13 protein-coding genes and 2 pseudogenes are annotated in these 12,619 nt (G+C 58.2%); 10 read left to right on the forward strand and 5 right to left on the reverse strand.

The window, feature by feature from the left end:
• The first annotated feature begins 384 nt into the window (after positions 1–384).
• The gene (locus AC07O1_RS11840) at positions 385–1,491 is read left to right on the forward strand and encodes an alkene reductase (RefSeq protein ID WP_495088884.1); all 1,107 of its coding nucleotides are present in this window, start codon (positions 385–387) and stop codon (positions 1,489–1,491) included.
• A gap of 205 nt (positions 1,492–1,696) precedes the next feature.
• Positions 1,697–2,908, forward strand: coding sequence for an MFS transporter (locus AC07O1_RS11845; protein WP_495088885.1), 1,212 nt, complete (start codon positions 1,697–1,699; stop codon positions 2,906–2,908).
• A 77-nt stretch (positions 2,909–2,985) separates the two neighbouring features.
• On the opposite strand, the gene AC07O1_RS11850 is transcribed toward AC07O1_RS11845, so the two are convergent.
• Positions 2,986–3,168, reverse strand: a complete 183-nt coding sequence (locus tag AC07O1_RS11850; RefSeq protein ID WP_495088886.1) for a hypothetical protein — start codon at positions 3,166–3,168, stop codon at positions 2,986–2,988.
• A 202-nt stretch (positions 3,169–3,370) separates the two neighbouring features.
• Between AC07O1_RS11850 and AC07O1_RS11855 the strand changes: the two genes are divergently transcribed.
• The 4 genes and pseudogenes from AC07O1_RS11855 to AC07O1_RS11870 all read left to right on the forward strand — a co-directional run bounded on the left by AC07O1_RS11855 (position 3,371) and on the right by AC07O1_RS11870 (position 6,083).
• Positions 3,371–4,306, forward strand: a complete 936-nt coding sequence (locus AC07O1_RS11855; RefSeq protein ID WP_495088887.1) for a LysR family transcriptional regulator — start codon at positions 3,371–3,373, stop codon at positions 4,304–4,306.
• 141 nt (positions 4,307–4,447) lie between these two features.
• The gene (locus AC07O1_RS11860) at positions 4,448–5,206 is read left to right on the forward strand and encodes an SDR family oxidoreductase (RefSeq protein WP_495012855.1); all 759 of its coding nucleotides are present in this window, start codon (positions 4,448–4,450) and stop codon (positions 5,204–5,206) included.
• A 194-nt stretch (positions 5,207–5,400) separates the two neighbouring features.
• Positions 5,401–5,603: pseudogene (locus AC07O1_RS11865) on the forward strand (IS3 family transposase); the annotation flags it as partial.
• A gap of 162 nt (positions 5,604–5,765) precedes the next feature.
• Positions 5,766–6,083, forward strand: coding sequence for a DUF7693 family protein (locus AC07O1_RS11870; protein WP_495088888.1), 318 nt, complete (start codon positions 5,766–5,768; stop codon positions 6,081–6,083).
• Between the two features lie 172 nt (positions 6,084–6,255).
• Here the strand turns inward: AC07O1_RS11870 and AC07O1_RS11875 are convergent, their stop codons facing one another.
• From AC07O1_RS11875 to AC07O1_RS11890, 4 genes are all read right to left on the reverse strand, one after another.
• Positions 6,256–7,515 carry an SH3 domain-containing protein gene (locus tag AC07O1_RS11875; RefSeq protein WP_495088889.1) on the reverse strand — a complete coding sequence of 420 codons (1,260 nt, stop codon included), beginning with the start codon at positions 7,513–7,515 and terminating at the stop codon, positions 6,256–6,258.
• Between the two features lie 229 nt (positions 7,516–7,744).
• A complete protein-coding gene (locus AC07O1_RS11880) occupies positions 7,745–8,956 on the reverse strand; it encodes an MFS transporter (RefSeq protein ID WP_495088890.1) in 1,212 nt (403 codons plus the stop codon).
• Entirely contained in the window at positions 8,953–9,273 is a 321-nt protein-coding gene (locus AC07O1_RS11885; protein WP_494992884.1) for a chromate resistance protein ChrB domain-containing protein, read from the reverse strand. The genes AC07O1_RS11880 and AC07O1_RS11885 overlap by 4 nt, the downstream gene beginning before the upstream one ends.
• A gap of 159 nt (positions 9,274–9,432) precedes the next feature.
• Positions 9,433–10,332 (reverse strand): LysR family transcriptional regulator, encoded by a 900-nt coding sequence (locus AC07O1_RS11890; protein ID WP_495088891.1) that lies wholly within the window; start codon positions 10,330–10,332, stop codon positions 9,433–9,435.
• Positions 10,333–10,441: 109 nt separating this feature from the next.
• On the opposite strand from AC07O1_RS11890, the pseudogene AC07O1_RS11895 reads away from it, so the two are divergent.
• The 4 genes and pseudogenes from AC07O1_RS11895 to AC07O1_RS11910 all read left to right on the forward strand — a co-directional run.
• Positions 10,442–10,531, forward strand: a pseudogene (locus AC07O1_RS11895) (NAD(P)-binding domain-containing protein); the annotation flags it as partial.
• A 70-nt stretch (positions 10,532–10,601) separates the two neighbouring features.
• Positions 10,602–11,444 (forward strand): DODA-type extradiol aromatic ring-opening family dioxygenase, encoded by an 843-nt coding sequence (locus AC07O1_RS11900; protein WP_495088892.1) that lies wholly within the window; start codon positions 10,602–10,604, stop codon positions 11,442–11,444.
• On the forward strand, positions 11,437–12,126 hold the full coding sequence (locus AC07O1_RS11905) for an alpha/beta hydrolase (RefSeq protein WP_495088893.1): 690 nt from the start codon (positions 11,437–11,439) through the stop codon (positions 12,124–12,126). Before AC07O1_RS11900 ends, AC07O1_RS11905 begins: the two co-directional genes overlap by 8 nt.
• A complete protein-coding gene (locus tag AC07O1_RS11910; RefSeq protein WP_495088894.1) occupies positions 12,123–12,524 on the forward strand; it encodes a DoxX family protein in 402 nt (133 codons plus the stop codon). Before AC07O1_RS11905 ends, AC07O1_RS11910 begins: the two co-directional genes overlap by 4 nt.
• Positions 12,525–12,619: the final 95 nt, after the last annotated feature.

Here is a 12,619-nt window from a genome sequence, read left to right on the forward strand (position 1 = left end):
GGGGGTTGAAACCGAGGCACCGCCATCGCGGACCGACTGCCCCACTCCTCCCTGAATGGGTTGGTCGTGAGTACAGCACTAAGCGCTTCCCTGCGGCGAACGGCAATGATAACGGTATTGCCGCGCTATCGCGTTCTTTCACCCATCGACGCTGTGGCCGCCCTCCCCCTCAATCGCGAGCAAGCTCAATCCCACGGTTCGATCTTCATGATCGACATGCATTACAGCCGAAAAGTCCGAAGTGTTGGGAAACATGGCCCATTTATCCACCGGGGTAAATCGCATTTACTAGCGCCAAGCGCCCCAACCCCGAAAGTCCACATGGCTATCGACCCGGGCAGATATTCAATGGCTCTTCCCCTTACACTTCAGATCGAGGCAATCATGTCCAAACTTCACTCCCCAGTTAAAGTCGGCCCATTCACCTTCGCCCACCGTGTCGTATTGGCACCGCTGACCCGCATGCGTGCCGAAGAAGGCGCTCGCCCTGGCCCGTTGATGGCCGAGTACTACGCCCAGCGCACTTCCGAAGGCGGTTTCCTGATCGGTGAAGCCACCATCGCCGCGCCAAACGGCAACGGTTATCTCGGCGCACCTGGCCTGTTCGAGGACAGCCAGATCGCTGGCTGGAAACACGTCACTGACACCGTACACGCCAAAGGCGGCAAGATCTTCCTGCAGCTCTATCATGCTGGTCGCCAATCCAATGTCGACGTGCAGCCTGAAGGCAGCATCCCAGTCGGCCCATCAGAAGTCCTGCACGGCGGCGTTGCTTACACCACCGAAGGTTGGGTACCCAATACCCCGAACCGCGCCCTGACCATTGAAGAGATCGCAGACCTGGTAGAAAGCTTCCGCACCGCTGCCGAACGCGGCGTGAAAGCCGGTTTTGACGGCGTGGAACTGCATGGCGCCAACGGTTATCTGGTCGATCAGTTCCTGCAGGACAACAGCAACAAGCGCACCGACATTTACGGCGGCTCGTTCGAAAACCGCGCACGCTTCCTGCTGGAAGTGACCAACGCGCTGATTTCAGTGTGGGGCAGTGATCGCGTGGCGGTACGTGTCGGCCCGAGCGGCACCTGGGGTGACATGGGCGACAGCGATCCAGAAGGCCTGTTTACCTACGTAGCGCAACAACTGGCGCCGCTGAACCTTGCTTACCTGCACCTGATCGAGCCGCGCATCCTGGGCAACATCGAGGACGAAAATGCCAACCCTGCCCCCGTAGCTGCCCAGTTGATGCGCAAACACTACAAAGGCGTGATCATCGCTGCCGGTGGCTTCAACGGTGAAAACGCAGAAGCCATTCTTCAAGCGGGTGACGCCGATCTGGTGGCCTTCGGTCGCCACTTCATCGCCAACCCGGACTTGCCGGAACGCCTGCGCCACAATCTGCCGCTGAACGCTTATGACCGTCCAACCTTCTTTGGCGGTACCGAGGTGGGCTACACCGACTACGAGTTCTATAAAGAAGAAGCGACTGCGTAACGTCTTTCGCCGAACGCAAAATGCTGTAGCGCAGAGACCAAACGAAGCCCCCTCGCGGGGGCTTCTTGGTTTGTACACGCAATCGACGGACCGAGATGCCCGATTACGGACTTCTACGTCCGAAATGTTCGGACCTCTAACGCATTTTTCCCGACCCTCTCTATCCCTACACTGGGTTCCATCACATTTCCACAGCTGGAATACCATGAACTCAACCCCATTCATCAAAAGCAAACGGCCGCTGTATTGGCTGGCCTTAGGCACGTTTGCCGTCGGTACCGAAAGTTTCATGATTGCGGGCCTGCTTCCCGGTATGGCGAAGGATCTTGACGTTAGCGTCGGCGTGGCGGGCCAGTTGGTCACTGTATTTGCACTGGCCTATGCACTGAGCTCTCCAGTGCTGGCTGCGCTGACGGGGAATCTGAATCGGCGCAGGCTGCTGATCGGTGCCATGGCGTTATTTGCGGTGGCCAATCTGCTGGCCTTCACGGCCAGTGGCTATTGGTCGTTAATGGCCGCGCGGGTGGTGTTAGCACTCGCGGCGGCAGTGTATGTACCCGGTGCGAATGCGCTGGCCAGCGTGGTCGTTCCACCCGAGCAGCGTGGCCGCGCCATCGCCATCGTCAACGGCGGCCTGTCGCTCGCCATCGCCCTCGGTGTTCCGGCGGGCACCGTGCTGGGTGCGGCAATGGGCTGGCGCGCCACGTTCGGCAGCGTCGCGATCATTTCCGCGTTGGCCGTTGCCGGTTTGTTAATAGGCCTTCCACGCGAGATAGGAACCGGACTCGCCACTGCCAGCCTCCGCCAACGCGTTTCAACCGCGGCTCAGCCAGCAGTATTGCGTACGCTGCTGATCACTACGTTGTGGGCGATGGCTAGCTACACCACTTACACCTACCTCGCTCCGCTTTTGGAAGCCACCACCCTCATAAATGGTCCGGCGATAGGTTTCGTGCTGTTTGGCTGGGGTGTTTCAGCCGCAATCGGCCTGGCCATCAGCGGCCCAGCGGTAGACCGCAAAGGTCCGCGCGCAGTGATCCTGCCGGCGTTGGCGACATCCACTACCGCCTTCATCGTCTTGTCACTGGCGCCGCACTTTGTCGGCAAACAGTTTGTGGTTGTGCCGATTGTCCTCGCCATCGCTGCCTGGGGCGTGGCGCACTGGGCTTTTTATCCTGCCCAGCAAACCACTCTGGTCGGTGTGGCGGGCGTTGCGAGCGCGCCGGTGGTGTTGTCGCTCAATGCCTCCTTTATGTACCTCGGTTTCTCACTGGGTGCGGGTCTCGGCTCCCTGACTTTGCGCTACAGCTCGTTGGCCAACCTAGGCTTTGTCAGTGCCCTCTGCGCGGCGGCGGCCTTGACCTTGGCCTATACCTCCGGCCGCCGACCAGCACCGCAACTTTACCCTTCAAATTAAGCTCAGGGGCTTTGCATGATCATGCCATCTAAAATTCGAGTGGGACTCATTAGCGTCGGTAATTGGGCGGAGTACGGTCACTTACCAGCCTCAAGCTGCTTCCCGACGACGAACTGACGGCAGTCCACAGTCTCGACCCAGTCAAAGCCGCCCAACTGGCGCAGCGCCACGGCATCCGCTTTGCGCTCGATTCCGTAGAAGCGCTGGTGAACCATCCAGAAGTGGATTTGGTGGTAGTGCTTAACACGGCACCGCAGCATGGCACCCGTACGACCGTGAGACTTTCTTCGGTGGCACCGAGGTGGGTTACACGGACTATCCTTTCCATACCGAAGCGGCATGACAATCCGCACCGCTGGCAACTGGGGCCATAGTGCCCCAGCTGTCCAGAAACCTGACTCACCTCAGCAACGGAGCCTGGCGGGCCCAAGGTGCATTCTGGCTGATGGGAGGTCTAAACATATGAAGGACCTTTTCACCTACAGGCTTTTCACAAGGGTGGCGCGACTGGGCAGTTTTTCGGCCGCTGCACGCGAAATGGGTCTGTCTCAATCCCAGGTCTCCAGGATTGTTGCCGAACTCGAAGCCGATCTCGGCACCCTGCTTTTGGCGAGATCGACACGCGCAGTGGTACCCACTGAGGCGGGGGCGGATTTTCTGTCGCGCATGGAGCCCATCCTTGCGGCGGTGGAAGAAGCTGAGCAGAGCGTTCGCGCAGGAGGAGAGCTGCGTGGCGTCGTCCGGATCAGCATGCCAACGAGCATCGGCGTCAGGGAAATCATTCCGCGCATAGCTCCGTTCGCGGCAATACATCCCAACCTGCATATCCAGGTCCTGCTTGCCGATCACTGGCAAGATCTGGTCCGCGAAAATATCGATGTTGCGATAAGGCTGGGGCGGCTATTGGATTCCAGTGCAACAAGCCGTCAGATCATGACCATCTCCAGGCTCATTCTCGCCTCACCCTCCTACTTGCGCGCCGCTGGAGAGCCGACTACACCGGAGGACCTGCAATCACATCGAATCATTGCAGGTCCAGCCTCGACTGTCCCGAGCGGCTGGATGTTCACGCGCAATGGAGAGACCAGGACGATTCAGCTCGAGGCTCACTTCTCGACCGACGAAAATGAGGGAGCTGTCGCCGCCGCAGCCGCTGGGTTGGGGATCACGTCGACAACGGCCTGGGCGTGCCGGCGTGAGCTTGAAAGTGGTGAACTCGTCACACTGCTCACCGATTGGGAGACCGAATCCGTACCTGTCCATGCCTACTTCCCCCATGGCTCGCGTACCCGGAGTGCCGGCCGTGCCTTGATCGAGCATCTTGTATCCAGCCTTCTTGGCGAGGGCTGCGACACGCTCGGAACACATCGCGGCAATACCTATGCATCCCATACATAGAAGATAGCAAGCCAGAGTGGCTACTCTGATCCCGCCGCACCTGCCAATTTAGTGCCGTCATCCTGCACGACGCATCGGTCGACCTTTTCACCCGAGCGGCGCGCTGGACGCCCCTGACTTCATCAATCGAGGAGAAGTGTCATGCGTATGACCGGCAATACTATCTTCATCACCGGCGGCGGCTCCGGCATTGGCCGAGGCTTGGCCGAAGCCTTCCACAAACTCGGCAATCAGGTGATCATTTCTGGCCGGCGTATGGAGCGGCTGCAGGAGACGCTCGACGCCAATCCCGGCATGGCCGCCATTGAACTCGACATTACCGACCCGCACAGCATCCAGGCGGCAGCACAGAAGCTCATTTCCAATTACCCGGACGTGAATGTGCTAATCAACAATGCCGGCATCATGCTGCTGGATCACGCGGACGGGCCGGTGGACGATGCACTCGCACTGTCGACCGTCACCACTAACCTGCTCGGCCCGATCCGCATGACCTCGGCACTGGTCGAGCATCTAAAGGCGCAGCCCGATGCGGTGATCGTCAACGTCTCCTCCGTTCTCGGCTTCGTGCCGATGGCGGTGACGGCGGTCTATTCAGCGACCAAGGCAGCGCTCCATTCCTACACGTTGTCACAGCGCTACCTGCTGCGCGGACATGGCATCCAACTGGTCGAAATCGCGCCGCCTTGGGTACGCACCGAGCTGCTCAATAGCAGCGAGGAAGAGCGCGCTATTTCTCTCGACCAGTTCATTACTGAAGCGATCAAGCAGTTCGAGAGCGGCGTGGACGAAATCCTCGTCTCTCCAGCCGAGGCTATGCGTGCCAACCCCGGCCCGAACGAGCATGCGTGGGTCAATCAGTTCAACGACATGATCGCAGCCGGGCCGGCTTTGGGCTGACCGCGACGATGTCAGAACTGGCCAGGCCCACGCTGACACACCACTGGAGCATCTCGCTGGTGGCGCGATGCTCCGGCACTTGCGCTCCATCTTCAGGGGGACGCTGATCGCCAATGTCGGGATGGACGCCGAAACGCGGTAACCGGCTCATCGCTGAAGGCAGCGCCGATGGCCGGCACTTCATCTCCAATCCGGATCTGCTCATCAAGGCGCTGGATATGGCTTACGAGCAGCGAGGGCGGCCTCAGGAGCAGCTGTTTCACCCGGATCAGGGTTCGCAATATGGCAGCCGTCAGTGATGCATCGGTACAATTGGATTCGGCCCCATCAATTCAACGGTGGGCTGGCGCCAGCTCAGGCCGGGGAAAAACTTAACGTCGTGTCCAGGATTAGCTGACCACTACAGGTGTGTTGGCCTGCTTGTGGCAGTCCGCGTGGAGGCTTGACGCGTAAAGCTATCTCGGCTCAAACCCTCGCAGGACGTTGTAGCGTCCGCAGTAGCGGCATAGGGTGAACGGGAAAGGCGGCGAACAATGGAATATCCGCAGGAAAGACTATTTTGAACACAACCTCCCCTCTCAATGCTCGCGAGGTCTACCAGGTGCTAAGAGACGTTGCGCTTGGCACGCGCTCCATGAAAAGAGCCTGCAGTCAGTCTTGGAATGAAATCTGCACCGGCCCCACGTTCGTTGAGGTCGACGGCTGGCATCTCACGCTTTTCAACGATTGCGACGCGTTGGACTACTGCGAGCATTGCAGGGCACCAGACGGTCGAGTCGGGACTCTTGAAACCTGGCAGCGCTACGGCACTGATCCTGTCGACCTATTGAGTGGCTGGGAACGTGAGCAGCTTGAGCAGCTGTTAAATGCGCTCTGACCGTTACTGCCAATGCTCACCTAATTGAATCAGCTCATCGACCACGTATCTAACCTTCGGGTTGATGCCCCATTCGCACGACTGTCTCCCGAAAACAAGCGAGGCCGCATCGACAAAGAGGGCTCGCACGCAACCGGCCCTCTTTGTTCGAGCGATGGATGACGCCCCATTTTCATTGCTGGGGCCCTTGCTGCTGTCGTTGCGATTTCTGTTGCGGCTGCGGCTGCGGCTGCGGCTGCGGTTGCTGCTGCGGCTGATGCATTAGCTGTCCCGCCTCGTGCTGCTGTTGAGGCGGTCTTTGTTGCGGCAGCGGCTGCGGTTGTAGCTGCGGCTGATGCATTAGCTGTCCAGCCTCATGCTGCTGTTGAGGCAGTCTCTGTTGCGGCTGCGACAGCGGTTGTAGCTGCGGCTGATGCAGTATCTGTCCAGCCTCGTGCTGCTGTTGGGGCAGTCTCTGTTGCGGCTGCGACTGCGGTTGTTGCTGCAGCTGATGCGGCAGCTGTCCAGCCTCGTGCTGCTGTTGAGGCAGTCTCTGTTGCGGCTGCGACTGCGGTTGTTGCTGCAGATGATGCGGCAGCTGTCCCGACTCGCGCTGCTGTTGGGGCAGTCTCTGTTGCGGCTGCGGCTGCGGCTGCGGTTGTAGCTGCGGCTGAGGCATTAGCTGCGGCTGATGCGGTAGCTGTCCCGACTCGCGCTGCCGTTGAGGCAGTCTCTGTTGCGGCTGCGGCTGCGGTTGTAGCTGCGGCTGAGGCATTAGCTGCGGCTGAGGCGGTAGCTGTCCCGACTCGCGCTGCCGTTGAGGCAGTCTCTGTTGCGGCAGCGGCTGCGGTTGTAGCTGCGGCTGAGGCATTAGCTGCGGCTGAGGCGGTAGCTGTCCAGCCTTGCGCTGCTGTTGAGGCAGTCTCTGTTGCGGCAGCATCTGCGGTTGTAGCTGCGGCTGAGGCATTAGCTGCGGCTGAGGCGGTAGCTGTCCAGCCTGGTGCTGCTGTTGAAGCAGTCTCTGTTGCGGCTGCTGTAGCCGTGAATGCATGTGAATGTGACGCCAGCGAGCACGATGGCGGAACCAGTCCCGATTGTGGTAGTGGCGGTTCCAGTAGCTGTCGAAGCCGAAGATCAGAATGGGCATACCTATCTGGGCGCCATAGTAGGGTATTACCGCGCGCTGCCCGTAGTAATCGTACTCAAGTAAGTTGCCCGCTATCCAACCGCGTTCGCCCTGCCAGCTGACATCGCACCACTGCCAGTCGCCGAGGCAGCCATAGATCGTCACCATCGAGCCCCGAGGTACGGTCAGGATGGGCGGATAGGCGAGGTCCGGGCCGGTCCTGAGGATGCTGTTGGAAATGGTGTAGGCAAACTGGTCCTGAGCAAAGGTCACGGGAGTGAACAGGCACGCAAGCACTCCAATGATCAAGTAGATAATCGATTTCATGTCTCGGGCCCTCTGTACAGAGAAATCATTCTACATCCCTTTTTCAACCAGTTGACCGAAGGCTTCGAGCTCGCTCTTGTCCAGGTCGGACACCGCAATAAAACGCGCTGTAGAGTAAGCAGCTCCAGTTCTGATCAGGAATATAACCGAGAGAACAATCTTATAAAAAACAACACGTTATGAACAAAATGAATGAATTTCCCCCTTATCTCGGCACGCCCCCCCCTATCTAGCGCTTCTGGCCGCTTTCTTCTGGTGGTCGTACATTCCGAAACATACCAAGCAGCAGTAAGTCGTAGGTGATCTTCAAACCGCCCGCGATCACCAATGGCCAACCAAAGGTCGATAAGCCCAGCAAATAACCAGCAAGCAGCGGGCTCAAAGCTGACGCCAGGCTACGTGGGACCGTCGTGATACTGGCCGCAGCTGCGCGCTCCCCTGGCGGCACGATTGCCATGATGTAGGAGCTACGAGTCGGCACATCCATTTGCGACAACGCGCTGCGCGCAAGCAGCAAGATAATTGCCAGGCTCAATGTCGGCATCAGTGGAATGAGGATCAAGAACAGGCTAGAGGGTAAGTGCGTAAACACCATCGTATTCACGAGTCCAAACCGATCGGCAATGCGGTTTGCCGCCAGATATGAAAACGCCGTCAATACTCCGGTCCAGAAAAAAATCTCGCCAGCGACCGTGGTGGAAAGCTGAAACTTCTCGAAAAGCCACAACGCAATCATCGATTGCACCACAAAGCCACCCCCGAACGCATCCAGGCTGAACAAGGCCGCAAGGGTATAAACGACCCGCTTCGATTTTTGTAATGGTGCAGCCTGCGCCTTGTGCTCGTCTGTGCCGATCTCCTGAGGTAGCGTGGAATAAATCAGCGCCGATGCCAGTCCCAATAAGCCGTAAAGGATAAACATCGCTTGTAGCGCTTTTTTCCTGTCGAGCCCGGATGTCGCGACTATCCAATCAGGCGCACCAGCGAACAGCGCACCAAATGCGGCAGCCAACGCAGCGATCAGACTATAGCGGGCAAACACCGCCGTTCGCCGGCGTTCGTCTACCAAACCGGAAAGCACAGCGTGCTCTAGCGGCAAGAATACGCTGACGTCGCCGCTGGACGGATTCAATGTCCCGACTATGGCAATCACCAGCAAAGGCCAGAAATCGGTGACAGCCGCAAAGCCAAAACCGGTTCCCGTCATGAGCAGCGCGGCCATTAACAACAACAGGCGGTAGGTAAAACGATGAGCATAGAGGCCAACCAGGAGCGTCAATACACCTGAGCCTAACAGCGTGCCGGTGGCGATCATCCCAACTTCAAGCGGCTGCATGCCCAATGCCAGCAGATAAAGTGGCAGCAGCAAGCTGACGTAACCGTCGGCGAATGCCCGCAAGCCTCGCACGCATAGCAGACGGGAAAGAACCGGCGAGTTCACTTGACCCAGCGTGCAGGGCTTTTTCCGACCGCGCCGCAGATCCAGCCGGTAGGCGCCTGCCCCTCAACGTTTGCGTCCAGACTTTCCGTTGCGGCGAGAGCATGGGACGCGGCACAGATAAGGCTGGTTGCAATGATCATGGATTTCATCTGATTCACCTGAATGTCGTAGGGTGTCGCGCCTATCTCGGCCGCTACTTTGACGACATCATTGGCAGGCACATACAAAAACTCCGGCACCGGATCAATGAAGCGTGCAATCAGCCAGGGGTAAGCATTGCGGTCAATTTTCGGCCGCTCACGGGTAATCCATTTCATGAATTAACCTCTCTTTCGTTACGCTGCGGGTTGACTGGACACCGTCTGGAGATCATTGGAGCACCCTGGCGAAATGGATGATTCCAGCCGCACAGCAGCCCGCCAGGGTGATCATCATGCCCAATTTGAAGCGGAACAGCGCTAGCATCGCCATGCCTGTCACTGCTCCCAATGAGGACGGGCAAATCGTTCCGCCAAAAAATTTATGAGTACACGAACCTTGGGTGGCAGGTGCTTGCGAGAGGGATACACCACGTAGATCCCCAATTCGACGGACTTGTACTCGGGCAGAATCTCTACCAGGTCGCCAGAGCGCAAATCATCGGCCACCATGAAGCTGGGCTGCAAAGAAATCCCTCCCCCCGCTAACGCAATGCTGCGACAGGTATCGCCATTGTTGCAGCGAACAACCGAGCGTGTACGCACGCTTTCACCGCCATCAGGGCCCTGGAATTGCCATTCATTTCCGCTGGCAAAGTTTGTATAGGCAATCACGCCGTGCTCTGTCAGATCAGACAACGTGCGGACTGGAGCATGGCTAGCCAAATACGCGGGTGAGGCACACAGGCACATCCGAGTGCTGGCCAAACGCCGCCCGACCAGAGAAGAATTTTCCATACGCGCAATGCGAACAGCGGCATCGAACCCCTCCTCTACAAGATCTACCAGCCGGTCATTCAAGCTGATGTCCAGTTCGACTTTGGGGTAGGCCTTCATGAAGTCAGCCCATACCGGAGCCAGGTGCAGCACACCAAAACTGACCGGGGCGTTCACCCTGAGCACCCCACTGGGCTCCGGCGCTGCCGACGAAACAGCCTCCTCCGCCTGATCCATCAGCGCCAACACCTCGCGCGCCTGGTGGTAGAACTGCCGCCCCTCCTCTGTCAACGAAAGCCGGCGAGTCGTGCGGTGCAGTAACCGCGCACCCAAGCGCTCTTCGAGACCACTCACATAGCGCGAAATGGCCGCCTTGGACATCTCCAGCGGCTCAGCGGCCCCTACGAAGCTGCCCTTGTCGACGACCATGCAGAAGACCTGCATCTCCAACGCCCGATCCATAACTGTCTCACTAAGTGGAACTATTAATCACATTCGGCCTTATTTATCTCAAATTTTCAACCTATAAACTTAGCCCATCGAAACGCAAATCAACGCAAACGAGGTAGCTATGAAAATCACAGTAATTGGTACCGGGAACATGGGTTCGGCGTTCGCAAAACAGTTGTCCATTGCTGGACATATCGTTCGCATCCTCGGCTATGGCGCAGGCCTGGGCACTTCCATCGCCCCGGTCTGGCTTAACAAGTAATCATTTCGGAGTCCCTACCATGAACACTTCGTTCCCCCTGTTATTTGTGTCTCATGGTGCTCCGATGTTTGCCATCGAGCCCGGTCTGGCGGGTCAACGTCTGGCCGAGCTCGGTCGCGAACTGCCGCGACCTGATGCCATCGTCATCCTTTCCCCACACTGGATGACACCTGGCGAAGTCCGCGTTACAGCGAGCACCGCCCCTGACACCATCCACGACTTCGGTGGTTTTCCCAAGGCGTTGTACCAGTTGAACTACCCCGCGCCAGGCGCTCCGGCTCTGGCAGCCCATATCGTGGGTCTGTTGCAGACAGCGGGATGGAAATCCCGGCTCGATCCTGATCGAGGTCTGGATCACGGCGCCTGGGTACCCCTTTTGTATCTGGCGCCCGAGGCTGACGTACCGGTGGTTCAGGTTTCGATGCCTGCCAGGCTCGACACACACCAGGCCTGGAAACTGGGTGAAGCGCTCAAGCCGCTTCGGGATATGAATGTGCTGATTGTGGCCTCTGGAAGCCTTACCCATAACTTGTATGAGTTTCGTGGAGCGACCAGCCATGGGGCTGAGTACGTGAAAGAGTTTGCAGCCTGGACAGCCCAGACACTGCAAGCGGGTAACACCGATCACCTGCTGGACTACAAGCAACACGCGCCTTCAGCCGAGCGAGCCCATCCAACCGATGAGCATTTCTTACCGCTGCTTATCGCCTTGGGCGCAGCCGGCGAAAGCTATGAAGCACGCATCCTGGAAGGCGGCGTGACCTACGGGGTACTGGCGATGGATAGCTACCTTTTTTCCTCGACCAACACTGATGGAGTCGAGCCGACTCAACCCAGCCAAGGCGTTGCATACCATGCGTGACACTACTTTTTCTGAACCGGTCCGAGAGCCGGAGTCGGGCCTGTTTTTCCGTAAGGCGAGCACCTCGGCCCCCAGGGCCCGCCTACTGCTGCTGCATGGCGTAGGCTCGAATGAAGCGAACCTCGCAGCTCTGGCCGGATCCCTGCCCCAGGAGCTGGAGCTGATTCTGCTCCGCGGCCCGCTACAGGTTGGCCCACAAGGCTTCGCCTGGTATCAGGTGAACTTCACCAGTAATGGCCCCTCGTTCAATCAAGAGCAGGCGGAATCCAGTCGCAAACTCTTGCATCGTTTCATTGAAGCGCTGCCCAAGCTGCCCACCGTGATCGCAGGTTTCAGTCAGGGCGGCATCATGAGTGCGAGCCTCGGGGTCACCGAACCTGAGCAGGTTGCAGGCTTCGCGATATTGAGTGGACGGATGCTACGGGAAATTGCTCCCCAGATCGCAACACCCGATCGGCTCAAGTCGGTCTCGGCCTTCATCGCCCATGGCCATCAGGACAACGTCTTACCCGTCGATTGGGCGAAAGAAGCTGACGCCTGGCTGGATCGAATTGGCGTCGTACACGAAACACATTTCTACAACACGGCCCACGAGATTGTCGCTGAAGAGCTGGCCGATTTCTCGCAGTGGCTGACAACCACGCTGTCACTTTCCAACAAAACAAAAGGAACCTCACCATGATTGATTCACGTACCGCTCCCTACGCCGCATTTGTTATGCGCCTGGCACTGGGCATCATGTTCATTGCTCACGGCCTGACCAAAGTTTTGGTTTTCACGCCTGCGGGCACTGCCGGCTTTTTCGAATCCATCGGTTTCCCCAGCTTCCTGGCCTACCCAGTCATGGCATTTGAAGTAATCGGCGGGTTGATGCTGGTATTGGGTGTCTATGCACGCTGGGTAGCCGCGATTGCCGTTCTTCAGCTTTTCGTTGCTGCGACCGTACACTTCGGCAATGGCTGGAGCTTCACCAATGCCAACGGTGGTTGGGAATACCCAATCTACCTTTGCGTGACTGCTCTGGTTGTGGCCCTGCTGGGTGATGGTGTTTTCGCTGCCAAGACCTCAAGCAAGGCGTAGCAGCAACCTTGAAAAATGTGTCGGCGCCTGGGTAGATTATCCAGGTCGCCGACACATTTTCTGTTCCGCGGGATCTTCGTCTGCTCCCCGCCAAG

It is taken from the genome of Pseudomonas sp. GW821-FHT07G10 (genome assembly GCF_059418545.1).